General features: G+C 72.2%; 23 protein-coding genes. 10 read left to right on the top strand and 13 right to left on the bottom strand.

Translation table 11 applies throughout. The features are described from left to right. Window positions 1–152: 152 nt before the first annotated feature. From AB0M82_RS44780 to AB0M82_RS44755, 6 genes are read right to left on the bottom strand one after another with little or no spacing between them, the layout of a single operon-like run. Complete coding sequence (locus AB0M82_RS44780; RefSeq protein ID WP_364735739.1) at window positions 153–851, bottom strand: urease accessory protein UreD; 699 nt, start codon at window positions 849–851, stop codon at window positions 153–155. Next, complete coding sequence (ureG, locus tag AB0M82_RS44775; protein WP_364735737.1) at window positions 848–1,558, bottom strand: urease accessory protein UreG; 711 nt, start codon at window positions 1,556–1,558, stop codon at window positions 848–850. The genes AB0M82_RS44780 and ureG overlap by 4 nt, the downstream gene beginning before the upstream one ends. After that, window positions 1,548–2,228, bottom strand: coding sequence for an urease accessory UreF family protein (locus tag AB0M82_RS44770; protein WP_364735735.1), 681 nt, complete (start codon window positions 2,226–2,228; stop codon window positions 1,548–1,550). Before AB0M82_RS44770 ends, ureG begins: the two co-directional genes overlap by 11 nt. After that, window positions 2,228–3,943: an urease subunit alpha gene (locus AB0M82_RS44765; protein WP_364735733.1), complete on the bottom strand. Its 1,716-nt coding sequence runs from the start codon at window positions 3,941–3,943 to the stop codon at window positions 2,228–2,230. Before AB0M82_RS44765 ends, AB0M82_RS44770 begins: the two co-directional genes overlap by 1 nt. Before the next feature lie 12 nt (window positions 3,944–3,955). Then, window positions 3,956–4,288 (bottom strand): urease subunit beta, encoded by a 333-nt coding sequence (locus tag AB0M82_RS44760; RefSeq protein ID WP_364735731.1) that lies wholly within the window; start codon window positions 4,286–4,288, stop codon window positions 3,956–3,958. 11 nt (window positions 4,289–4,299) lie between these two features. Next, window positions 4,300–4,602, bottom strand: coding sequence for an urease subunit gamma (locus AB0M82_RS44755; protein ID WP_020641633.1), 303 nt, complete (start codon window positions 4,600–4,602; stop codon window positions 4,300–4,302). Between the two features lie 289 nt (window positions 4,603–4,891). On the opposite strand from AB0M82_RS44755, the gene AB0M82_RS44750 reads away from it, so the two are divergent. Further along, window positions 4,892–6,040, top strand: coding sequence for a citrate synthase 2 (locus AB0M82_RS44750; protein WP_364735730.1), 1,149 nt, complete (start codon window positions 4,892–4,894; stop codon window positions 6,038–6,040). A 60-nt stretch (window positions 6,041–6,100) separates the two neighbouring features. On the opposite strand, the gene AB0M82_RS44745 is transcribed toward AB0M82_RS44750, so the two are convergent. Next, window positions 6,101–7,645: an SDR family oxidoreductase gene (locus tag AB0M82_RS44745; RefSeq protein ID WP_364735743.1), complete on the bottom strand. Its 1,545-nt coding sequence runs from the start codon at window positions 7,643–7,645 to the stop codon at window positions 6,101–6,103. 219 nt (window positions 7,646–7,864) lie between these two features. Here AB0M82_RS44745 and AB0M82_RS44740 point away from each other — a divergent pair, with 219 nt between their 5' ends. The 5 genes from AB0M82_RS44740 to AB0M82_RS44720 all read left to right on the top strand — a co-directional run bounded on the left by AB0M82_RS44740 (window position 7,865) and on the right by AB0M82_RS44720 (window position 12,694). Further along, on the top strand, window positions 7,865–8,704 hold the full coding sequence (locus AB0M82_RS44740; RefSeq protein ID WP_364735728.1) for an ABC transporter ATP-binding protein: 840 nt from the start codon (window positions 7,865–7,867) through the stop codon (window positions 8,702–8,704). Beyond that, entirely contained in the window at window positions 8,701–9,510 is an 810-nt protein-coding gene (locus AB0M82_RS44735) for an ABC transporter permease (RefSeq protein ID WP_364735726.1), read from the top strand. The genes AB0M82_RS44740 and AB0M82_RS44735 overlap by 4 nt, the downstream gene beginning before the upstream one ends. Continuing rightward, window positions 9,507–10,664 (top strand): sensor histidine kinase, encoded by a 1,158-nt coding sequence (locus tag AB0M82_RS44730; RefSeq protein WP_364735724.1) that lies wholly within the window; start codon window positions 9,507–9,509, stop codon window positions 10,662–10,664. The genes AB0M82_RS44735 and AB0M82_RS44730 overlap by 4 nt, the downstream gene beginning before the upstream one ends. Next, entirely contained in the window at window positions 10,661–11,281 is a 621-nt protein-coding gene (locus AB0M82_RS44725) for a response regulator transcription factor (RefSeq protein WP_364735722.1), read from the top strand. The genes AB0M82_RS44730 and AB0M82_RS44725 overlap by 4 nt, the downstream gene beginning before the upstream one ends. A gap of 72 nt (window positions 11,282–11,353) precedes the next feature. Then, a complete protein-coding gene (locus AB0M82_RS44720) occupies window positions 11,354–12,694 on the top strand; it encodes a serine hydrolase domain-containing protein (RefSeq protein ID WP_364735720.1) in 1,341 nt (446 codons plus the stop codon). A gap of 66 nt (window positions 12,695–12,760) precedes the next feature. Here AB0M82_RS44720 and AB0M82_RS44715 read toward each other — a convergent pair whose 3' ends face one another. Then, window positions 12,761–13,660 carry a hypothetical protein gene (locus tag AB0M82_RS44715; protein ID WP_364735718.1) on the bottom strand — a complete coding sequence of 300 codons (900 nt, stop codon included), beginning with the start codon at window positions 13,658–13,660 and terminating at the stop codon, window positions 12,761–12,763. A gap of 140 nt (window positions 13,661–13,800) precedes the next feature. On the opposite strand from AB0M82_RS44715, the gene serC reads away from it, so the two are divergent. Continuing rightward, window positions 13,801–14,925, top strand: a complete 1,125-nt coding sequence (gene serC, locus AB0M82_RS44710) for a phosphoserine transaminase (RefSeq protein ID WP_364735716.1) — start codon at window positions 13,801–13,803, stop codon at window positions 14,923–14,925. A 21-nt stretch (window positions 14,926–14,946) separates the two neighbouring features. Here the strand turns inward: serC and AB0M82_RS44705 are convergent, their stop codons facing one another. The 5 genes from AB0M82_RS44705 to AB0M82_RS44685 form a co-directional block, all read right to left on the bottom strand. Beyond that, window positions 14,947–16,476, bottom strand: a complete 1,530-nt coding sequence (locus AB0M82_RS44705; RefSeq protein WP_364735714.1) for an amidohydrolase family protein — start codon at window positions 16,474–16,476, stop codon at window positions 14,947–14,949. Between the two features lie 125 nt (window positions 16,477–16,601). Further along, complete coding sequence (locus AB0M82_RS44700) at window positions 16,602–17,735, bottom strand: ABC transporter permease (protein WP_364735741.1); 1,134 nt, start codon at window positions 17,733–17,735, stop codon at window positions 16,602–16,604. A 77-nt stretch (window positions 17,736–17,812) separates the two neighbouring features. After that, window positions 17,813–18,505, bottom strand: coding sequence for an ABC transporter ATP-binding protein (locus tag AB0M82_RS44695; protein WP_364735712.1), 693 nt, complete (start codon window positions 18,503–18,505; stop codon window positions 17,813–17,815). Beyond that, window positions 18,502–19,599: a peptidoglycan-binding protein gene (locus AB0M82_RS44690; RefSeq protein ID WP_364735710.1), complete on the bottom strand. Its 1,098-nt coding sequence runs from the start codon at window positions 19,597–19,599 to the stop codon at window positions 18,502–18,504. The genes AB0M82_RS44695 and AB0M82_RS44690 overlap by 4 nt, the downstream gene beginning before the upstream one ends. After that, the gene (locus AB0M82_RS44685; RefSeq protein WP_364735708.1) at window positions 19,596–20,132 is read right to left on the bottom strand and encodes a hypothetical protein; all 537 of its coding nucleotides are present in this window, start codon (window positions 20,130–20,132) and stop codon (window positions 19,596–19,598) included. Before AB0M82_RS44685 ends, AB0M82_RS44690 begins: the two co-directional genes overlap by 4 nt. Window positions 20,133–20,245: 113 nt before the next feature. Between AB0M82_RS44685 and AB0M82_RS44680 the strand changes: the two genes are divergently transcribed. The 3 genes from AB0M82_RS44680 (at window position 20,246) to sepH (ending at window position 23,120) form a co-directional block, all read left to right on the top strand. Then, the gene (locus AB0M82_RS44680) at window positions 20,246–20,908 is read left to right on the top strand and encodes a response regulator transcription factor (protein ID WP_364735706.1); all 663 of its coding nucleotides are present in this window, start codon (window positions 20,246–20,248) and stop codon (window positions 20,906–20,908) included. Next, window positions 20,905–22,053, top strand: a complete 1,149-nt coding sequence (locus AB0M82_RS44675) for an ATP-binding protein (protein ID WP_364735704.1) — start codon at window positions 20,905–20,907, stop codon at window positions 22,051–22,053. The genes AB0M82_RS44680 and AB0M82_RS44675 overlap by 4 nt, the downstream gene beginning before the upstream one ends. Window positions 22,054–22,262: 209 nt before the next feature. Beyond that, window positions 22,263–23,120 (top strand): septation protein SepH, encoded by an 858-nt coding sequence (gene sepH, locus AB0M82_RS44670; protein WP_364735702.1) that lies wholly within the window; start codon window positions 22,263–22,265, stop codon window positions 23,118–23,120. The last annotated feature ends 231 nt before the right edge of the window (window positions 23,121–23,351 follow it).

The following is a 23,351-nucleotide window of genomic DNA, read 5'->3' as shown; positions in this document are numbered from 1 at the left end:
GCAGCCCGGTTGCGACGACCTGGCCGGCCACCAAGTTCTGAAGTCCGTGAATGTCGCATTGAGGGACTTGAAGTCCCTCAATGCGACATTCACGGCTTTTGGCTTGGCCGAAACTGTCGGTGCCCCCGGCTACCGTGGAAAACGGGGGCTGCTCAGAACGGCTTCAACGCCGTGACGGCGTCCGGCGCGAGGGATGTGGTGAGGGTGCCGCCCGCGGCGAGGGGGCTGCGGGACCACCACTCGCCGGAGGCCGCCGGGAGCTCCGGGCCGCCGACCACCAGGTCGGAGACCAGCACCCGGCGGCCGGCCAGCACCGCCAAGCTCGTGTCCAAAGTCGAGTCGCCGATCGAAAGCGTCTGCCGCAGCACCGGCACGGCACCCCGGGTGACCGACAAGGAAGTCGTCAGCGAGCCCGGGCTTTCCCCGGCTCGGCCCAGCACCAGCACCTCCCGCGTGTGCAGGTAAGCGTCCGAAGCCACCGCCGCCCGGAACACCGCCGTGTGCCGGGCCCGCGCGGTGATCACCGTCGGTTCCGGCAGGTACTCCAGCGAGCCACCCTCCGCCACCACGATGTCTACTGTGGACAAGGAGCCTTCACCGTGCAGTCCGGGCAAAGCCAGCGTCGCCGCGACGCCGGAGAGGCGCAGCGAAGCGCCGGGACCCACGTGCACGGAGAGCAGCAGATCGTCCCCGCCCAACGGAGACGTCGCCGAGTTGACCAGGTGCACCACCGCCGTCGGGCCGCGGCCGCCCCGGCGTGGGAACAGCGTCAGCGGCGCCATCGACCGCAGCTCCCGCAACACCGTGCGCGAACCGTCGAAGCACGCGGTCAGCCGGGCGTGGGCTTTCACCCGGCGCGGACCGGCAACAGCGAACGAACCCAGTCCGCGACCGCCGGCGCGTCCGGGGTGTCCACAAGGGACTGGGTGATCACCGGGAGCGAGCCCCGCATCCGGTGCGCGTCCGACGTCATCACGTCCATGTCCGCGCCGACCAGGTGCGCGATGTCGATCTTGTTGATCACCAGCAGGTCCGCGGTCGTGACGCCGGGGCCGCCCTTGCGCGGCACCTTGTCGCCGCCCGCGACGTCCACGACGAAGATCTGGCTGTCGGCCAGTCCCCGGCTGAACACCGCGGTCAGGTTGTCGCCGCCGCTCTCGATGATCACCAGGTCCAGGCCGGGGAACTTCTCCTCCAGGCTCTCGACGGCGTCCAGGTTCGCGGTGATGTCGTCGCGGATCGCGGTGTGCGGGCAGGCGCCGGTCTGCACCGCTTCGATCCGCTCCGGGTCGAGGACACCCGCGCGGCGCAGGAAGTCCGCGTCCTCGGTCGTGTAGATGTCGTTCGTGACGACGGCGAGGTTCACCTCGTCGCCCAGCGCCCGGCAGAGCGCCGCGGTCAGCGCGGTCTTGCCCGAGCCGACCGGGCCGCCGATGCCGATCCGGTACGCGCGCCCGGCCGTGGGCGCCGCGTCGTAGTGGTCCGGCTCGGCGGCCGTCGGGTCGAAGTTGACCGGGTGGACGTGTCCATGTCCATGCCCGTGGCCTTCAGCTGGCAAAGAGACGCACCTCTTCCTGGTGATGCCGGGCGTGGGCCTCGGCGAACAGATCCAACGCGGGCGACCCGGGCGACGGCAGCGCCGCCGGATCGTCTCCCGCGACCGCCGCCGCGGTCTCGCACACCGAGCCGAGATCGAGCCGCGCGACGACGGCGTTGACGGCGAACGGGTCCAGCCCCAGCAACCGCACCGCGGCACTCGCCGGCCCGCTCACCGCCAGGTAGGCCACGGCCATCGCGGCGTCGTACGGCGAACCGCCCGCGACCCCGACCAAAGCGCCCAGCACCACGGGGTGGTGCGGCCGCGGAGTCTCCTTCACCAGCGCGGCGAGTACCGGTGACGGCCACGCGATCTTCCCGGCCCGCGCGGTCCCCCGGCCCTGGGCGCGCGAGGCCTCCCGCTGCGCGAGCGAAGGCGTCCGCGCGTCCAATTCGGCGTCGAGCCGCCGCCAGTGTCCACTCTCGACAGAGCGGGCCGCCGCGTGGGCCGACGCCGCCGCGAACACCGCGGCCAGGAAACCCGCCGTCCGCAACCGTCCGGAAAGGAATCCCGGGAGATCGCGCACGGACGTCACCAGTTTCCGCGCGACGACCTCCTCCAGTCCGCCACTGTGGACGTGCCCGCCGCCGGGGAAGCGGGAGTCCGCGAGAATCAGCGCCGAAAGGTCCATCAGAAGAGGAAGTACCTTTGCGCCATCGGCAGTTCCGTCACCGGCTGCGGTTCGATCAGCTCGCCGTCGACGTGCACGGCGAAGCTGTCCGGCTCGACGCGGACGTCGGGGGTGGCGTCGTTGAGCACCATGTCCGCCTTGGTCCGCGCCCGCATGTTCGACACCGCGACCAGCGGCCGCGTGATGCCGAACGTCTCGCGCAGCCCGCTGTCCAGCGCCTCCGGCGCGACGAAGTGCAGGCTCAGCGCCGCCCCGATGTTCGCGCCGAACATCGGCCGCGCCATGACCGGTTGCGGCGTCGGGATGGACGCGTTGGCGTCGCCCATCGCCGCCCACGCCGCGAACCCGCCCTTGAGCACCACGTGCGGGCGGACGCCGAAGAACTTCGGCTCCCACAGCACCAGGTCGGCGAGCTTGCCGACCTCGACCGAGCCGATCTCCGTCTCCATCCCGTGCGCGATGGCCGGGTTGATCGTGTATTTGGCGACATAGCGGCGTGCGCGCAGGTTGTCGGCCGCGCCGTCGCCGGGCAGCGCGCCACGGCGGCGTTTCATCACGTGCGCGGTCTGCCAGGTCCGGATGATCACCTCGCCGATCCGGCCCATCGCCTGGGAGTCGGAGCTCATCATCGAGATCGCGCCCATGTCGTGCAGCACGTCTTCGGCGGCGATCGTGGTCGGCCGGATCCGGCTCTCGGCGAAGGCGAGGTCCTCGGGCACCGACGGGTTGAGGTGGTGGCAGACCACCAGCATGTCGAGGTGCTCGTCGAGGGTGTTGGCCGTGTGCGGCCGGGTCGGGTTGGTCGACGACGGCAGGATGTTCGGCAGCGAGACGACCTCGATGATGTCCGGCGCGTGCCCGCCGCCGGCGCCTTCGGTGTGGTACGCGTTGATCGAGCGGCCGCCGATGGCGTCCACAGTGGACTCCAGGAAGCCCGCCTCGTTGAGCGTGTCGGTGTGGATGGCGACCTGGACGCCGGATTCGTCGGCCACCGTGAGGCACGCGTCGATCGCCGCCGGCGTGGTGCCCCAGTCCTCGTGGAGCTTGAAACCGCCCGCGCCGGCCGCGAGCTGCTCACGCAGCGCCTCGTGCCGGACGGTGTTCCCCTTGCCCAGCAACAGGACGTTGATCGGGTAACCGTCCATGGCGGACAGCATCCGGCCGAGGTTCCACGCGCCGGGCGTGACCGTGGTCGCCTTCGTGCCCTCGTTCGGGCCGGTGCCGCCGCCGACCAGCGTGGTCAGACCGGCGGCCAGCGCCGTGTCGACGAGCTGCGGGCAGATGAAGTGCACGTGGCAGTCGATGCCACCGGCGGTGAGGATCTTGCCGTTGCCGGACAGCACCTCGGTGGACGGCCCGATGACGAGCGCCGGGTCGACGCCGTCCATCGTGTCCGGGTTGCCGGCCTTGCCGATCCCGACGATCCGGCCGTCGCGCACGCCGACGTCGGCCTTGACGACGCCCCAGTGGTCGAGGATCACCGCGCCGGTGATGACCAGGTCGGGTGCGCCCTCGGCCCGGGTGGCCGTGCCCTGGCCCATGGACTCGCGGATGACCTTGCCGCCGCCGAAGAGCACTTCGTCGCCGCTGCCGCCGGGCCCCATGGAGCGGTCCTCGGTGACCTCGATCAGCAGGTCGGTGTCGGCGAGCCGGATCCGGTCGCCGGTGGTCGGGCCGAACAGCTCGGCGTAGCGCTCGCGGTCGATCTGCGGCATCTCAGACAGCTCCTATGCCTTCTCGGCGGGAGGGAGTACCTCGAAGGACCCCGCGAATTCGGACCGCAGTCCCGGGACCCGGCGGGCGCCGGCGAGCGGCACCAGGTCGACTTCGCGCTCGACGCCCGGCTCGAACCGCACCGACGTGCCGGCCGGGACGTCGAGCCGGTGGCCGCGGGCGGCGTCGCGGTCGAACTCGAGGCCGGGGTTGACCGCGGCGAAGTGGTAGTGCGAGCCGACCTGCACCGGCCGGTCGCCGAGGTTGCGCACGAGCAGCCGGACGCGCGCGCGGCCCGGGTTCAGCTCCACCGGCTCGGCGCCCGGGATGATCTCACCTGGATTCATTCACAACCTCTTCACACGATCGGGTCGTGCACGGTGACGAGCTTCGTGCCGTCCGGGAAAGTGGCTTCGACCTGCACGGAGTCGACCATCTCGGGTACGCCGTCGAGTACCTGCGCACGGGAGAGCACGGTCCGGCCGCTGGCGACCAGTTCGCTGACCGTGCGCCCGTCGCGGGCCCCCTCGAGGACGTGGTCGGTGATCAGCGCCACCGCTTCCGGGTAGTTGAGCCGGACGCCGCGGTCCAGCCGCTTCCGCGCGACGTCCGCCGCCACGTGGATGAGCAGCTTGTCGCGCTCCTGCGGGCTGAGGTGCATGCGCTAGGTCTATCACCCGAAACCTGGCGGCGCCTGGTTCGGAAACACAGGATTTACCTGCGCTTCGTCACAGTCCGTGGCGGGAAATTCTCCCGCCGGCCGGCCCGGGTGGCTGAATCGTTCTCGTAATCGTGACCGAAACCACCGCATCTTTCGATTGCCAGTGGCCGGTCAAGAGAGCAAGGTCTATCCATCCGTGCGATGTGGCGCGCGTTCAGTGCGCTTGTCCCAACCGCGCGACCAGCACCAACCAGCCGGGGAAAAGCGCACCGAAAGGTTCCGCGAAACAGTGACTACCTCCACGATCAGCAAGCCACAGCCGTCCGGCCAACCCGACGACGGCTTCCGACCGGGTCTGGAGGGCGTCATCGCCTTCCACACCGAAATCGCCGAACCCGACCGGGACGGCGGTGCGCTGCGTTACCGCGGCGTCGACATCGAGGACCTCGCCGGCAAGGTGACCTTCGGTGATGTGTGGGGCCTCCTCGTGGACGGCCGGTTCGGTCATGGCTTGCCGCCCGCCGAGCCGTTCCCGCTGCCGGTGCACACCGGCGACGTCCGGGTGGACGTCCAGGCCGCGCTCGCCATGCTCGCGCCGATCTGGGGCTACCGCCCGCTGCTCGACATCACCGACGAGGAGGCCCGCGAGCAGCTGGCCCGCGCCTCGGTGATGGCCCTCTCCTACGTTGCGCAGTCGGCGCGCGGCGTCGGCCAGCCGGCCGTCCCGCAGACTCGCGTCGACGAGGCCCACTCGATCACGGAGCGTTTCCTGGTCCGCTGGCGCGGCGAGCCCGACCCGGCGCACGTCAAGGCGCTGGACGCGTACTGGGTGTCGGCCGCCGAACACGGCCTCAACGCGTCGACCTTCACCGCCCGCGTCATCGCCTCCACCGGCGCCGACGTGGCGGCCGCGTTGTCCGGCGCGATCGGCGCGATGTCGGGCCCGCTGCACGGCGGCGCGCCGGCCCGGGTGCTGCCGATGATCGAAGAGGTCGAGCGCACCGGCGACCCCGCCGGCCTGGTCAAGGGCATCCTCGACCGCAAGGAACGCCTGATGGGCTTCGGCCACCGCGTCTACCGCGCCGAGGACCCGCGGGCGCGCGTGTTGCGCCGGACCTGCCGGGAGCTCGGCGCCGCCCGCTACGAAGCGGCGGCCGCGCTGGAGCAGGCGGCGCTGACGGAGCTGCGCGAGCGGCGCCCGGATCACCCGATCGAGACCAACGTCGAGTTCTGGGCCGCGGTGATCCTGGACTTCGCGCAGGTCCCGCCGCACATGATGCCCGCGATGTTCAGCTCGGCGCGCACCGCCGGCTGGGCCGCGCACATCCTGGAGCAGAAGCGGACCGGACGCCTGGTGCGGCCGTCGGCCAAGTACGTCGGCCCGGCGCCGCGCAGCCCCGAGGACGTCGAGGGCTGGGAACTGGTCACCAAGCACTGACCCCAAGCGGCAAGTCCGTGAATGTCGCATTGAGGGACTCTGAGTCCCTCAATGCGACATTCACGGCTTTGGGGCCTCCCCGTGCGCCGCGGTGGCGAGGTCCCTTTCCACCGCACGGAGGATGTCCTTCGCGACGCCCTCCGGACCGAACCTGCGTCGTGCGTAGCGCTTCGACGGGCACACCGCCGTGACGCCGATGTGGTCGGCAGCCAGCTCGGCACGCAGGCAGACGCTCAACGTCAGCACGGCCGACTTGGTCGTGGCGTAGGCGGACAGGAACTTCGACGGCAGGTGCGCGGCCGCCGAAGGGAGGTTGACGATGTGGCCGCCTTCGGCGCGCTCGGCGAGCATCGGCGCGAACGCGCGGCAGCCGTGGATGACACCCCAGAGGTTCACGTCGATGACGCGCTCCCAGTCCTCGACGGAGGTGTCGAGGAACGGGCCGGACACCCCGATGCCGGCGTTGTTGACCACGATGTCCGGGACACCGTGGTTCTCGCGGACGTCTTCGGCGAAGCGGTGCACGGCATCGCCGTCCGAAGAGTCCACTGTGTACTGGGCGGCGCCGTGGTCTTCCAGGAGCTTCAGCGTCTCGGCGGCCGCGGCCGCATCGATGTCGGCGATGACGACATCGGCGCCTTCGGCGGCGAAGGCGAGCGCGGTGGCGCGGCCGATCCCGCTGCCCGCGCCGGTCACGACGACGAGCCGGTGCGCGAACCGCCCGGCGCCCACCCGCGCCTTCCGCAGCGCCCGGCTTTCCGCGCCGCCTTCGGCGTACTCGATCAGCTCGGCGGCCGCGGTCGCGACGACCTTCGGGTTGGCCCGGGTCACCCAGTGCGTCCCGACGATCCGGCGGACCCGCAGGCCCGGCACCCAGCGCGCGATCTCCGTCTGCAGTGGTGTGGTGACGTAGCCGTCACCGGTCGGGGCCAGCACCTGGACCGGAATCTCGGCCGGGCGCGGCGCCGGGCGCGACAGCCGGGTGAACATGTTGGCGCGGTAGAGCTGGAGGCCGTGCAGGCCGTCGGACTTCTCCGGGGGCGCCGCATCCGGCTCCATGCGCTGGATCTGCCTGCTCATCAGGCCGGTGCGCCACAGCAGGTCGGGGATCAGCGGCACCTGGAACGCGAGGATGTACCACGAGTGCAGGAACTGGCTCAGCGCGTTCTTGAGCCGTTTCGGCGTCGGGCGGGTCAGCTGTTCCCGGAACCACGCGCCGACGTGGTCGAGGCTCGGCCCGGAGATCGAGGTGTAGGACGCGATCCGCCCGCGCAGGCCCGCACCGGTGACGGCGTGCCAGGCCTGGACCGACCCCCAGTCGTGGGCGACGAGGTGGACCTTCCCGGCCGGCTGGACCTCGTCGACGACGGCCCGGAGGTCGTCGGCCAGCTGGTCCAGCCGGTAGGACGCGCGTCCCGGCGGCTTGTCCGACCGTCCCGCCCCGCGGACGTCGTAGGTGACGACGCGGTGTTGCGCGCCCAGCTCGGCGGCTACCCCACTCCACATGGAGCTGTTGTCGGGGTAGCCGTGCACGAGCACGACCGTCGGCCCGTCGGCCCGGCCGTCGATGTCGACGGAGAGCCGGACGCCGTCGCAGGCGGTCACCCACTTGTGCGACATTCCGACAGGTTAGACAAGTTGTCAACGGTGGTGTTCACCCGCGCGGCGGTTTCGCGAGCTCGAAAGTTCGGATTTTCGCTTGCATGACAGTGTTTTCTTGGTTCCACGGGAAACCAAGCGGCGATCGTGTCCACCGAACGGTGGACAGCCGGATTCAGCTGAGCGGTGCTCGGATCCGCCGCCCCGAGCCGCCAGGCTTGGGCCATGACCACAGCAGTGAGCGTGCGCGGCCTGCGCAAGCAGTACCCCGGCCACCTCGCGGTCGCCGGGCTGGACCTGGACATCGCCCAGGGCGAGGTGTTCTCCCTGCTCGGCCCGAACGGCGCCGGGAAGACCACCACCGTCGAGATCCTCGAAGGCCACCGGCAGCGGACGGACGGCGAGGTCACCGTGCTCGGCGAGGACCCCGGCAAGGCCGGCCGCGCCTGGCGCTCGCGCCTCGGCATCGTCCTGCAGACGGCGAACGACGCCGCCGAGCTGAGCGTCGCCGAGACCGTCCGGCACTTCGCGAAGTACTACCCGAACCCGCGTGACCCCGACGAGGTGATCGAGAAGGTCGGGCTCACCGCGAAGGCCAAGGCGCGGGTGAAGTCGCTCTCCGGTGGGCAACGGCGCCGCGTCGACGTCGCGCTCGGCATCATCGGCCGGCCCGAACTGCTCTTCCTCGACGAGCCGACCACCGGCTTCGATCCCGAGGCGCGGCGGCAGTTCTGGTCGCTGATCAGCGACCTCGCCGCCGAAGGCACCACCATCCTGCTGACCACCCACTACCTGGACGAGGCCGAGGCGCTCGCCGACCGCGTCGCGGTGATCGCGCGCGGCGAAGTCGTCGCGCAGGACACCCCGCGGGACCTCGGCGGCCGGGCCGCCGCGGAGGCCACCGTGCGGTGGGTCGACGAGCGCGGCGAGCACGTCGAGCGCACCGCGTACCCGACCAAGCTCGTCACCGAGCTCTCTGCTGGGGGTAGCGAGCTCGCCGGGCTGACCGTGACCAGGCCGAGCCTGGAGGACATCTACCTGGACCTGATCGGAGACAAGGCATGACGACCCTCGCCCTCCCGGGCCCCCTCTCACTCGGGCTCGCCCGCGGCGGCACCGAGCTGCGGCAGTTCTTCCGGCACAAGGAGCAGGTGGTCTTCACCTTCTCGCTGCCCGCGGTGCTGATGATCCTGCTCGGGTCCATCCTGGACGGTCCGACCGCGCTCGCCGGGGTCACCTCCGGGCAGCTGCTGGCGGCCGGGATGATCGGCTCCGGCATCGTCTCGACGTCGTTCAACAGCATCGCGACCGGCGTCTCGGGCGACCGGGAAACCGGTGCGCTCAAACGCCTGCGCGGCACGCCGATGCCGCCGTCGGCCTACTTCGTCGGCAAGATGGTGCTGGTCGCGGTGTCGAGCCTGGCCCAGACCGTGCTGATGGCCGCGGTCGCCGTGCTGCTGTTCGGGCTGGAGCTGCCGGCGGACCCGGCGAAGTGGCTGACGCTGCTGTGGGTGTTCGCGCTCGGCATCGTGTCGTGCACGCTGCTCGGGATCGCGGTCAGCTCGCTCGCGAAGTCCACCAACGGCGCCGTCGCCATCGTGCAGATGCTGTACCTGGTGCTGCAGTTCATCTCGGGTGTGTTCGTTTCGCCGATCACGAACCTGCCGAAAGTTATGGTGGACGTCGCGTCGTTCTTCCCCCTGAAGTGGATCTGCCAGGGGTTCCGGTCGGTGTTCCTGCCGGAAGGGGCGGTCAGGATGGAGATGGCTGGGGCATGGGAACTTCCGCGGGTGGCGCTGGTGCTGGGGATCTGGTGCGTGGTGGGCGCGGTGCTGGCGCGGCTGACGTTCCGGTGGACCGACGCGAAGTGACGGACGCCTGGGACCGGTTCAACTGGCTCTGGGAGATCCTCTTCGCGGTGGCGTACGTGGCGACGACCGTGCTGGTGGTGCTGGACGGGTCCGACCCGGTGCGCACGGCGGTCGCCGTCGCGGCGCTCACCGCGCTCGCGCTGACCTACCTGCTGTGGGGCCGCCGGGTCGTCCGGAACGACGGGCACCGGCGGCAGCGGTGGGCGCTCGCTGTGGTGGTCGTGGCGCTGGTCGCGGTCGCGATGTTCGCCAACACCACGGCCAGCTTCATCCTGTTCATGGTGTGCCCGCTGCTGTTCTCGACACTCGAGTTCCGCCCCGCCGCGGTGCTCACCACGGTGGCGATCCTGCTGAGCCCCGCGTCGTCCATCGCGAACGACGGGCTGCGGGGCCCGGCGCTGCACATCCTGCTGCCGATGACCGCCATCCTCGTCGTGTTCGGCGTGCTGTCCGGCAAGTTCATCCTGCACGTCATCGAGGAGAGCCGGGGACGCGCCGACCTGATCGCCGAGCTCGAGGAGAGCCGGGCCGAAGTCGCCCGGCTCTCCCGCGAGGCGGGCACCGCGGCCGAGCGGGAGCGGCTGGCCCGCGAGATCCACGACACCCTGGCCCAGGGCTTCACCAGCATCGTCACGCTCGCCGAGGCCATCAAGTCCGAACTGGACAGTGACCCGGCCGCCGCGCGGCGGCACGTCGAGCTGGCGGCCCGCACCGCGCGGGAGAACCTCGCCGAGGCCCGCACGATGGTCGCCGCGCTGGCCCCGGCGGACCTCACCGCCGGCTCCCTCGCCGACGCCGTCCGCCGCCTGGCCGACCGGCTCGCCGACGAGACCGGGCTGACCGTGCGGTACGAAGTGGACGGTGCGCTGCCCGCGTTCGGCATGGCGGGCGAGGTCGTCCTGCTGCGGGGCGCGCAGGAGTCGTTGAACAACGTCCGGCGGCACGCGGGAGCGTCGGCGGTGCTCGTCCGGCTGTCCGTTGTGCACGGCTCGGTCCGGTTGTTCGTCCGGGACGACGGCGCCGGCTTCGACCCGGACGGCGTCAGCGGCTTCGGACTGCGCGGCATGCGCTCCCGCGCCGAGCAGGTGGGTGGCACACTGAGCGTCCGGAGCGGCCCCAGCGGCACCGAACTCACCCTGGAGGTGCCCGCGTGATCCGCGTCATGCTCGTGGACGACCACCCCGTCGTCCGCGAGGGACTCCGCGGCATGCTCGAAGCCGAACCCGACCTCACGGTCGTCGGCGAAGCGGGCTCCGGCGACGAAGCGGTCGCGCTCGACCGGGTCGCCCGGCCCGACGTCGTGCTGATGGACCTGCGGATGCCGGGGCTCGACGGAGTGGGCGCCACCCGGCGGATCCTGCGCGAGCGGCCCGGCCGCCGGATCGTCGTGCTCACCACGTTCGAGACGGACGCCGACATCCTGCGCGCGGTCGAGGCCGGCGCGTCCGGCTACCTGCTGAAGGACGCGTCACGCACGGAGCTGGCGAACGCGATCCGTGCGGCGGCGCGCGGGGAGACCGTGCTGGCGCCGTCGGTGGCCGGGAAACTGGTCAATCGGGTCCGCCACCCGGAGCCGCAATCGCTGTCGGCCCGCGAGATCGAGGTGCTGCGGCTGGTCGCGAAGGGCGGCACCAACGCCGACATCGGCCGCGCGCTGCACATCAGCGAAGCGACGGTGAAGACCCACCTGCTGAGGGTGTTCGGCAAGCTCGGCGTCTCCGACCGGACGGCCGCCGTCACGACGGCCATGGCCCGGAACCTGCTCGGCTGACCCCGCTCCGGGCTTCACCCGTGATCCGGCGGGCATCACGCGTGATTCTGCCGCGCGCGGCAGAATGCCCCCATGCTTGAGTCGACCGAACACGCCCTGCTTCGCCGGATCGCCCACGAGCAGGCGGCCTGCCGGGCTCCGTCGCTGGTCGCCGCCGTGGTGCGGGACGGCGAGATCGTCTGGTCCGGTGGCCGCGGTCGCGTCGGCGGCGAGACCCCCGGCACCGACACCCAGTACCGGCTGGGCTCGATCACCAAGACCCTCGTCGCCACCGCCGTCATGCGGCTGCGCGACGAACGCCTGCTCGACCTCAACGACCCGCTCGAAAAGCACGTCCCCGGCACGCCGTTCGGCGCCGCGACCATCGCCCAGCTGCTGTCCCACACGTCCGGCCTGACCTCCGAGTCGCCGGGCCTGTGGTGGGAGCGGACCCCGGGCGCCGACTGGGACGCGCTGGTCGGCAGCCTCGCCGAGGGCGCGACCAAGCACCGGCCGGGCGCGCGGTTCCACTACTCGAACGTCGGCTACGGCGTGCTCGGCGAGCTGATCGCCCGCCACCGCGGCAAGGGCTGGCTCTCCGTGCTCGAACAGGAGATCCTCGGCCCGCTCGGGATGACCCGCACCACCCCGCACCCGGTCGGCGCGCACGCCGACGGCTTCGCCGTGCACCCGTTCGCCGACGTCCTGCTGCCGGAACCGAGCCCCGACGCGGGGGCGATGGCCCCCGCCGGGCAGCTGTGGTCGACGGCTACCGACCTCGGCCGCTGGACGGCCTTCCTCGGCGGCCACGGCAGCGGAGTACTCGCGCCGGAGACCATCGAGGAGATGCGGACCATGGTCACCGTCGACGACACCGACGTCTGGACGGTCGGGTTCGGCCTCGGGCTGATGCTCGTGCGCCACCAGGGCCGCCGGCTGGCCGGGCACACCGGCTCGATGCCGGGGTTCCTCGCCGTCACCCTGGTCGACCCCGTCGCGCAGACCGGCGCGCTGGTGCTCACCAACTCGACGGCCGGCGTCGGCATCACCCAGCTCTGCCTCGACCTGATCACCACGACCGACGAGCTGGAGCCGCGCCTGCCCGTCGAGTGGGAGCCGGCCGCCGTCGCCCCCGGGCTGCTGGCACTGACCGGCCTCTGGCACTGGGGCCCGACGCCGTACCACCTGCGCGTCCAGGGCGACGGGCTGCTCCTGCTCGCGCCGGTCGAGGGTCCCGGGCGCGGGTCCCGGTTCCGCGCGACCGGCAAGGACACCTACGTCGGTCTCGACGGCTACTACGCCGGCGAGACGCTCGAAGTGGGCCGGAACGCCGAAGGGGTGGCCACCCACCTCGACCTCACGACGTTCATCTTCACCCGCACGCCGTACGACCCCAACGCGCCGGTGCCGGGCGGCGTCGAGAACTGGCGCTGATCCCGTTGGCCCCGCTCACACCCCCAGGGCGGTGAGCGGGGCCGCACGGCATCACGGCGGGGGACGCTACCGGCGCCCGGCCCCGGCGGGGACCGTGTTTTTACGGTCCCCGGCCGGAGCATGGTGCACCCCGACCTGGCCGATGGCGTAACTGTCGCCGTCCGGCAAGCCGGTGACGAGCTGCTCGGACGGCCACCCGGCGAGCCAGAGCCGCCGCCGCCCGGCCAGTTCGGCGGCGATGTCGGCCGGGGCCGCAGGCAGGTGGAACTTGATCCGCACGTCACCGGGCAGGATCGCCCAGCCGTTGACCGGCTCGCCCGGCCGCACGTCGAACGCGGCGGCCGGGATCGACGTCCAGTCGCCGCTGGCCAGGCACCGCGCGATCCCGGCGATCTCCGCCCGCCACTCCACGAGCCCCAGCACGCCCAGCACGGCCGGGACCGGCAGCAGCCACGGCAGCCAACCGCCGGTGACGACGATGGTCACCACCTCGGTCCCGGCGGCCAGGACCGCGATCGTCCAGGCCGCCGCGGTCCGGACGAGCAGTTGCCGCCGCAGGGTGGCACGCGGTGACCGTGACCGGCGCGGAACCAGCCACACCGCCGCGCACACGCTCGCGCCGAGGAAGATCGCCACGAACACGGCGGCGTTCCAGACGTCGGCTCCGTGCGGCGGGTGCTCGACGAGCCCCGTCACGATCGCGGCGGCCACCACGAGCCACAGCAGCACCACGACGGCCACCCGGCGGCGCCGCCGCCGGTCTTCGCGGGATGGACGCGGGTCACCGGTCACCCACCAGGGCAGCCGCCGGACGAACACCAGCGCCAGCGTCGCCGCGAACCCCACCGGCAGGCCGATCGCCGCCGTGTCCGTCCAGCCTTCGACCGCTAGGTGCGTCGCGGACACCACGGCGAACCACGGGAAGAAGTACCACCGGGGTCCGGGCCGGGGCGAATCGGTCGTCACAGCGGGCGAAGCTACCGGCACACCGGGTCCCGCGGGTACCGGGTTTCGGGCCGTCCGCGGCCCGGAGCAGCGCGATTCCACATACCGGACACCCCAGCACCACCTTCACCAGCCGCATCCCGACCTGAGAGACTGGCCGCATGACCGACGCTGAGTTGACCATCCCCGCCGACCTCAAGCCGGCCGACGGCCGCTTCGGCTGCGGCCCGTCGAAGGTCCGCGCCGAGCAGCTGAGTGCGCTGGCGGAGTCCGGCTCCACCTACCTCGGCACGTCGCACCGGCAGAAGCCGGTCAAGTCCCTCGTCGGACGCGTCCGGGCGGGCCTGTCCGAGCTGTTCTCGCTGCCCGAAGGCTACGAGGTGATCCTCGGCAACGGCGGCACCACGGCGTTCTGGGACGCGGCCGCGTTCGGGCTGGTCCGCGAGCGCGCGCAGCACTTCACCTACGGCGAGTTCTCCTCGAAGTTCGCCACCGTGACCAAGGGCGCGCCGTTCCTGGCCGACCCGATCGTCGTCAAGGCCGAGCCGGGCAGCGCGCCCGACATCGCCTACGAAGCCGGCGCGGACCTGGTCGGCTGGGCGCACAACGAGACGTCGACCGGCGTGGCCGTGCCGGTCCGCCGCCCGGCGGGAAGTGAAGGCGCGCTGGTCGCGATCGACGCCACCTCCGGCGCCGGCGGGCTCCCGGTCAAGGCCGAGGACTTCGACGTCTACTACTTCGCGCCGCAGAAGTCGTTCGCCGCCGACGGGGGCCTGTGGATCGCGCTGGCCTCGCCCGCCGCGGTCGAGCGGATCGGCGAGATCGGCGGCGGCGACCGCTGGATCCCGGAGTTCCTGTCGCTGACCACCGCGCTGGACAACTCCCGCAAGGACCAGACGTACAACACCCCGGCCGTGGCCACGCTGTTCCTGCTCGCCGAGCAGATCGAGTGGATGAACGGCCAGGGCGGCCTCGCCTGGACGACCGCGCGCACGAAGGACTCGTCGTCGCGGCTGTACGAGTGGGCCGAGAAGACGAGCTACACGACGCCGTTCGTGAAGGACCCGGACCTGCGCTCGCAGGTCGTCGGCACGGTCGACTTCAGCGACGAGGTGGACGCCGCCGCGGTGGCGAAGGTGTTGCGCGCCAACGGGATCGTCGACACCGAGCCGTACCGCAAGCTGGGCCGCAACCAGCTGCGCGTCGGCCTGTTCCCGGCGATCGACCCGGACGACGTCTCGAAGCTCACGCAGAGCATCGAGTACGTCGTCGAGCGCCTGGGCTGACGCTCTTCCCGGGGCGCGCGGTCAGCAGCACCCGCCAATGGGCACCCGCACCGACCGCGCGCCCGCCGCTCCGGGCGGCGGCTGGTTCGCCGCGGCCTCGACGCCGGCCAGCATCCGGTCGAGCGCGGCCCGGTCCAGGACGCGGCCGGCGGTGACGACGGTGTCGATCCGCCGGACCGCGCGGATGTCGGCGAGCGGGTCGGCGTCGAGCAGCACCAGGTCGGCGACCTTGCCGGGGGTGATCGTCCCGGTGGAGTCCGCGCGCCCGAGGAACGCGGCCGCGTCGCGGGTCACGACCTGCAGGGCCCGCCGCGGGGTCAGCCCGGCCTCGACCAGGAAGTCCAGCTCGTCGTGCAGGCTGAACCCCGGGAAGACGTACGGGTTCAGGCAGTCGGTGCCGCCGAGCACCCCGACCCCGGCACGGTGCGCCGCGCCGACGAGCCGCAGCTGGGTCTCGAAGTAGGCCTCCTGCTGGGCCGCCTGTTCCGGCGTGACCGGGGTGTACAGCGGGAGCTTGCCGGCCCAGTAGTCGCGGATGTCCGGGGAGATGTATTTGAGCCGGGGGTCGTGCGCGTAGGTGTCGGCGGGTTTCGAGATCACGCGGTTGACCGCGAACGTCGGGCTCAGCCAGGTGCCGAAGGCCCTCAAGCCGGCGAAGTGGCTGTCCGCCGCCACCGGGTCGTAGGCCAGCGCCGCCTTCCGGTCGAGTTCGCGGGCGAGGTTGAAGAAGTCGCGCTTGGCGTTCGGGTCGAACGGGGTCGCGTCGAGGATCGCGAGGAACTCGTCCCGGCGCGTGGACGTGGCGATCGGCAGGCCGAAGAGGTGCTCGAGGCTGCGCTGACCGGCCCGCGCCGCGTCGAGCTGCCGGAGCCGGTACGGCCAGTGCCCGGCGAAGGGCAGGCCGACGCGGCGGCACTCGTCGGCGATCGCGGCGTACGCGTCCGCCGGCAGGTAGAAGTAGACCTTGACGAAGTCGGCGCCCTCGGCGACGGCGGTCCGGACGGCCGCGCGCCCCTCCTCGGCGTTCGCGACCTGCGTGACCGGCGGGCCCAGCAGGCTGACCGGGCCGTCGACGATCGAGCCGGCCATGACCACCCGCGGGCCGGGCAGCTCGCCGCGGACGATCTTGTCGCGGGCGGCGCGGTTTTCGGTGTAGCCCCACATCTCGCGGATCCCGGTGACGCCGTTGGCCACGTGAAGGGGCGGGAAGAGCTGCTCGTAGTCGAGGCCGTGGGTGTGCGTGTCCCAGAGGCCCGGGATCAGGTACCGGCCGCGGCCGTCGACGATCCGCGCGCCGGCGCGGTGCGGCAGCGCGCTGACCGGGCCGACCCAGGCGATCCGGTCCCCCACCAGCACGACCGCGGAATTCGGCCGGGCCGGGCCGTTCGTGCCGTCGACGACGGTCGCCCCGAGCACCACCACGACGTCCGTGCCCGCCGCGGCGGCTTCCTGGGCGAAGAGCGCGGGGACGATGCCCGCGGCGGCGAGCCCCGCGCCTGCCGTGGCCAGCCAGCGAAGGAAGTCACGCCTGTTTGCCTCGACTCGAACCACGTCGGCCGCCCCTTCGTCGAGTGATCTCCTCCACTCATTCAAACTCGAAGCTCGCTCGAGGTGAATCTTCCAACGTGCGGAATGCCGGGTGGTGGGTAACTCACCACCCGGCATTCCGTGTCGTCTCAGGCGAGCGCCTGGGTGGGCGCGAGCCGGGCGGCCCGCATCGCCGGGTACGCCCCCGCGACCGCCCCGACCAGCGCCGCCACCCCGACCCCGCTGGCCAGCGCCCCCGACGGCAACACGGCCGGCCAGCCCTGGCTCAGCGAGTACCCCGCGGTCACCAGCACCCCGGCCAGCACCCCGGCGAGCCCGCCGAGCCCGGACAACAGCACCGACTCGGCCAGGAACTGTCCGCGGATCTGGCGTTTCGTGGCCCCGAGCGCGCGGCGCAGGCCGATCTCGCGCCGCCGTTCCAGCACCGAGATGACCATCGTGTTCGCCACCCCGACCCCGCCGACGAGCAGGGCGACGCCGCCGAGGCCGAGGAACAGCGCGCTGTAGGTGGTGTCCGTCAGCTTCTGCGCGGCGAGCGCGTCCGACGGGCGGCGCACCTCGACCTCGTTCGGCGCCTGCGGGTTCAGCGTCGCGCCCAGCACCGAGCGCACGTCATCCACTTTGGACTCTTCGGCGCGGACGTACACGGTGGACGGGTGCCCGTCGAACCCGAGCAGCCGCTTCGCGACGTCCCAGCCGACCAGCGCCGACCGCTCGATCTCCGGCGCGAGCGGCATCGGAGCGAGGATCCCGACCACGGTGAACCACTGCGCCCCGATCAGCACCTGCGGCGGGCGGGCCGGGTCGACGTGATCGATGCCGAGCCGGGCCGCGGCCTGGGCGCCGAGCACCGTCACCGGGTAGTCCTGGTTGCCCGCGGCGAGGAAGGCGCCGGCGCGGACCTTGCCGCCGAGCACCGCCAGCAGGTCCGGCCGCGCCGCGAACACGGCGAGCCCGGACGTGTCGTCCGCGGCGATCTTGTCGCTGCGCCGCACGCTCTGCGAGGTGTTCCCGGTGCCGCTAACCGCCTGCACGGGACCGATGCGCTTGGCCATCGGGACGGCGTCGTCGGGAAGCGTCGCGTCTTCCCCGAACAGCGTCTGCCCCGGGCCGGCGGTGAGCAGGTTCGTGCCGAGCGCGGCCAGCCGGTCGTGCAGGGCCTGCGCGCCGGACGCCGGGATCGCCAGCACCGCCACCATCGCCGCGACGCCGATCGCGATGCCCAGCGCGGACAGCACCGCGCGCACCGGCCGCGTGCGCATGCCGTGCGCGCCGAGCGCGACGACGTCCGGCGGCTTGAGCCGGGCCGGCTCCGGCAGGGCCACCTTCGGCGGCGCGATCACCGGACACCGCCCGCGACGAGGCCGGTGTCCAGCCGCAGCCGCCCGTCGAGCAGCTCGATGCGGCGCGGCATGCCCGCGGCGATCTCCCGGTCGTGGGTGATCACCACGATCGTGGTGCCGTCCGCGGACAGCTCGCCGAGCAGCGCGAGCACGGACGCGCCGGTGCCGGTGTCGAGGTTGCCGGTCGGTTCGTCGGCCAGCAGGATCGCCGGGTCGTTGACCACCGCCCTGGCGATCGCGACGCGCTGGCGTTCCCCGCCGGACAGCTCGCCGGGGCGGTGCCACGCCCGGTGTCCCAGCCCGACGCGGTCGAGCGCTTCCAGCGCCCGCCCCCGCCGCCGTCGCCGCGGCACCCCGGCGTAGAGCAGGCCGGTGCACACGTTGTCCACCGCACTCATCCCTTCGTCGAGGAAGAACTGCTGGAACACGAACCCGATCCAGCGCGACCGCAGCGCGGAGACCTTCCGGTCGGGCAGCGCGGCGACGTCGTGGCCGCGCAGCTCGACGCGGCCCGACGACGGCCGGTCGAGCGTGCCCATCAGGTGCAGCAGGGTGGACTTGCCCGACCCGGACGGCCCGACGATCGCCACCATCTCGCCGTCCTCCAGCGCCAGTGAGACGCCGTCGAGCGCGGCGACCCCGCCGGGGTAGGCGCGCGTGACCTCGTGCACGCGCAGCACGGGCGTCACGACGTCGTCACCACCCGCATGCCCGCGGTCAGGCCGGTGCCGGTGACCTCGACCTTCCCGCCGCTGAACAGTCCAGTTTGGACAGCGACAAGGCGACGATCGCCGTTTTCGTCGACCTCGACCGCGTACCCGCCTTCGGCGAGCGCGAGCAGCGCGCCGACCGGGACCGCGAGCACGCCCTGATGGACGTCCTTGGTGAACCGGACGGTCGCCGGCGCCGAGTCGAGCGAACCGGCGATGGCCGGGTCGTCGAGCCGGACGGTCACGGTGATCTTGGGCTTGCCGTCGTCCTGGCCCGCCGCGTCCTTGCCCTCGACCGCGGTCCGCCCGACGTCGGTGATCGTGCCCGGCGTCGTCTTCCCGTTGATCGTCACGGACGCCTTGGCGCCCTGCTGGGCGAGGCCCTGCTTGGCCGCGTCGAGCTTGACCTGCACCGAGCGGACGGTGCCGGTCGTCTTGAGCACCTCACCCTGAGCCGGCGAACCGGGCTTGGCCGACAGCGCCGACACCCGGACCTCACCCGGCGCGAGCACGACGTCGCCTTGGCCGAACGCCCCGGTCTGCTCCAGTCCCAAGGCCTTCTGCCACTTCTTCAGCGCGGCCGCCGTCGCCGCCGTGAACTTCTTGTCCGGTGTGCCGAAGCCGCCGAACCCGCACGCCTTGAGGTTCTCCTCCAGCTGCTTGACGTCGGCGCCGTCGTCCGCGCCCGCGGCGAGGTCCCGGTAGAACGGCAGCGTGCCGTAGAACAGCGGCACCGGCTTCGCGTCCACCCCGTACACCGGCTTGCAGCGGGTGAGGGTGGCGCCCGCGGCGGGCAGCGACGTGATCGTGCCGGGCTTGCGGCCGGCGACGGTCGATTCCTCGCCGTAGCCGAGACTGCCGTCGGCCTCGTCCTCTTCACTCAGGTCGGTCTTGACGACCTCCGCGGTCTCGACCGACGGTGGCGCGGCTTCCTGCACCGGCGTGGCGGAGGAGACCCGGGTCAGGATCACGACGGAGCTGGTGCCCAGCACCACGACGATCACCGCGGCGGCGACCAGCCAGCGGGTGCGGCCGCGGCGGCGGGGCTTGCGGAGTTCGGTCACCTCGTTCACTTGGCCGCCTCGGAGTGGACGCTCATGCCCATCCCGCACGCCTTCGCGGCCTCTTCGAACTTCTTCGGGTCGTCGCCCGGGCCGCCGATCTCCACGGTGCCCTTGCCGCTGGGGTCGGGGTCCGGCATGTCGACGCCGTGCTCCCGCATGCACTTGGCGTCCTTGCGCATCTTGTCGAGCTCCTCGGCGCTCGGCGGCTTCATCTCGCCGCCGTTGGGCATGAGGTGCTTGCACTCCTTCTGCGCGGCTTCGATCTTCGAGGCTTCGCCGGGGCCGCCGCCCAGGGTGACGGCCATGCCGCCGTCCCCGGCCGGCTTCGGGTCGGGCATGTCGACGCCGTGCTCGCGCATGCACTTGGCGAAGTCGCGCATCTTGTCCTCGTCGCTCTTGCCGCTGTTGTCGGCGGCAGTGGGGCCGCCCGACTTGGGCGGCGTCGAGATCGAGGCCACCTTCGCCCCGTCGTCCGCCTTCGCGCCACAGCCCCCGAGCAGCAAGGCCGCCCCGAGCGCCGCGACGATGATCCGTGTCCGCATCGGCTCGCTCCTTTCGTTCCGGATGGGTGCCAGGTCTACGGATCGGGGGATTCCGGCCCGCTAAGCGAAGTCGCTTATGCGGTCCTTATGGCCCGCCCGGTCAGACTGGGCGGGTGCGTGTGCTGGTGGTGGAGGACGAGCGGCTGCTCGCGGACTCGGTGGCGGAGGGCCTCCGGCGGTTCGCCATGGCCGTCGACGTCTGCTACGACGGCGAGCAGGCCCTGGAACGGGTCGGCGTGCACGGCTACGACGTCGTGGTCCTCGACCGCGACCTGCCCAAGGTGCACGGCGACGATGTCTGCGCCGCCGTGGTGAAGTCGGGCGGCGAGGCGCGGGTGCTCATGCTGACCGCGGCCGCCGACGTCACCGACCGGGTGGCCGGCCTGGGCATCGGCGCCGACGACTACCTGACGAAGCCGTTCGCGTTCGCCGAGCTGGTCGCCCGGGTCCAGGCGCTGTCGCGGCGCGCGCGGCCCGCGCTGCCGCCGGTGCTGGAGCGCGACGGCGTCGTGCTCGACCTGCCGCGTCACCAGGCCGCCCGCGACGGCCGGTTCCTGCTGCTCTCGCCGAAGGAATTCGCTGTGCTGGAGGTGCTGATGCGGGCGGAGGGCACGGTGGTGAGCGCCGAGGACCTGCTGGACAAGGCGTGGGACGAGCACGCGGACCCGTTCACCAACGCGGTGCGGGTCGCGGTGATGACGTTGCGGCGCAAGCTGGGCGACCCGCCGGTGATCGAGACGGTGCCGGGCGCCGGCTACCGGTTCGGCACACCGTGAACGGCGTCTCCGTCCGGACGAAGCTCACCGCCTGGTACGGCGCGCTGTTCCTGCTCGCCGGGCTGGTCCTCGTCGTGCTCAACTACCTGCTGGTGCAGAGCACGCTGCCGGACCCGGTCCGGTTCGCCTCGACGGCGGTCGCCGGCGACGCGGAGTTCGGGGTCGCGCAACGGCTGGACACCCTTTCGCCCGCTCCGGCGGTGCAGCTGGTCACCGGGTCGCTGGACGAGTACCGCTCCTCGACGCTGTCCACCCTGGTCGTCGGCTCGGCGATCGCGCTGGTGGCGACGGCCGGGCTGGCCGTGCTGTTCGGCTGGCTGATGGCGGGCCGGGCGCTGCGGCCGCTGCACGACATCACCTCGACCGCGCGGCGGCTGGAGGCGGGCAAGCTCGACCGGCGGATCAACCTCGAAGGACCGCCCGACGAGCTGAAGGAACTGGCGGACACCTTCGACGGCATGCTCGACCGGCTGGCGGAGTCGTTCGACAGCCAGAAGCGGTTCGTCGCGAACGCGTCCCACGAGCTGCGGACCCCGCTCGCGGTGCAGCGGACGCTGATCGAGGTCGCGATGACCGATCCGGAGGTCTCGCCGGACCTGCGGAAGCTCGGCACGCACCTGCTGCACACGAACGAGCGCAGCGAGCGGATGATCGAGGGCCTGCTGGTCCTGGCCCGCAGCGACCGCGGCCTGCACGCGCGGGCGCCGGTGCGGCTGGACGAGGTGGCGGCGTCGGTCGTCCGGGCCACGGCGGCGTCGGCATCCGCGGCCGGGGTGACGGTCGAGACGAGGCTGCGGCCGCGCACGGTGGCGGGCGACCCGGTGCTGCTGGAGCGGCTGGTGACGAACCTGGTGGTCAACGCGATCACGTACAACGCCCGGGGCGGCTGGGTGTACGTCGAGATCCGGGGCGACCCGGCGCTGGAGATCCGCAACTCGGGGCCGGTGGTCCCGCCCGAAGCGGTGCCAACGCTGTTCGAGCCGTTCCGCCGGGTCGGCGGGGCGGAGCGGACGGGCGACACGCGCAACGCCGGGCTCGGGCTGTCGATCGTCCGCTCGGTGGCCCAGGCCCACGGCGGCGTGGCCGAGGCCCAGCCCGGCCGGCGTGGCGGCCTCACCGTGACGGTCCGGCTCCCGCCCGCGTGACCCGCCGCCGCCACCCACGATCCACTCGTTCGTGACTTTGCGTGTCCGGCGTGTCACCGCGCCACCGCCGACCTGGTGCTCGATGATGCGGGGGTCGCTCAGTGAACAGTTGGGCAGATCGGTATGGACTCGGCGCGCCTCGCACGTCAAGCCGACGCGCCGTTCTAACGTGGGCACCCACGACGGTGAAGCATCGGGGAAGGCGAACAATGCGCACGCTGCGAGTGGTCGGGTTACACGAGGACGGTAAGTCCATCGTGTGCGAAGACTCGGCCAGCGGCACACGCTTCCTGCTCCCGGCCGATGAAAGACTGCGCGCGGCGGCGCGGGGCGACCTCGCCCGCCTGGGCCAGATCGAAATCGAGTTGGAGAGCCAGATGCGGCCACGCGAGATCCAGCAGCGCATCCGCGCCGGCGAGTCCGTCGAGCAGGTTGCCGCGAGCGCCGGCGTCACGGCGCAGCGCGTCGAGCGCTACGCCTACCCCGTCCTGCTCGAGCGCTCGCGCACCGCGGAGCTCGCCCAGAGCGCCCACCCGGTCCGCGAAGACGGCCCCGACGTGCAGACGCTCGGCGAAGTCGTCGCGTACGGCTTCGGCGTCCGCGGGCACGACTACTCGCAGGCCACCTGGGACTCGTGGAAGGGCGACGACGGCCGCTGGGTCGTCGTGCTGCAGTGGAAGGCCGGGCGCTCGGACAACCGCGCGCACTGGGCGTTCTCACCCGGCGCGCACGGCGGCACGGTCACGGCGCTCGACGAGAACGCCGAGGTCCTGCTGGACCCGAAGGCGTACCGCGCGCCCCGCACGGTCCGCGCCCTCGACCCGGCCCGCGAAGCGGAGTACCAGCCGACCCTGGATTCGGCGTCCCCGGAGCAGGCCCAGCTGCCGGCCGCCGAGCCGGACCCGGACGACGACACCCGCGAGATCCCCCGCGTCCCGGCCGAGCCGGAAGAGGACGTGGCGGTGCCCGAGCAGGCGGAGCAGACGCGGCCGAAGGCCAAGAAGAACCACCCGATCGTGCCGTCCTGGGAGGACGTGCTCCTCGGGGTCCGCTCCCAGCGCGGCTGAGGTCCCAAGCGCCCCAACGCACCGAACGCCACATTGGGTGCATCCAACGCACCGAACGCCACATTGGGTGCATCCAACGCACCGAACGCCACATTGGGTGCATCCAACGCACCGAACGCCACATTGGGTGCGCCCAACGCACCGAACGCCACTGTGAGGATGTGGGGGCGAGGTCACCGGTCCGGTTTGACTCGGAACGTCACCGACCGTGGTGTCTGGCCAATGATCTGT

The organism is Amycolatopsis sp. NPDC051128, assembly GCF_040682715.1.
Lineage (GTDB): Bacteria > Actinomycetota > Actinomycetes > Mycobacteriales > Pseudonocardiaceae > Amycolatopsis.
This window is presented reverse-complemented; position numbering and strand designations above follow the sequence as displayed.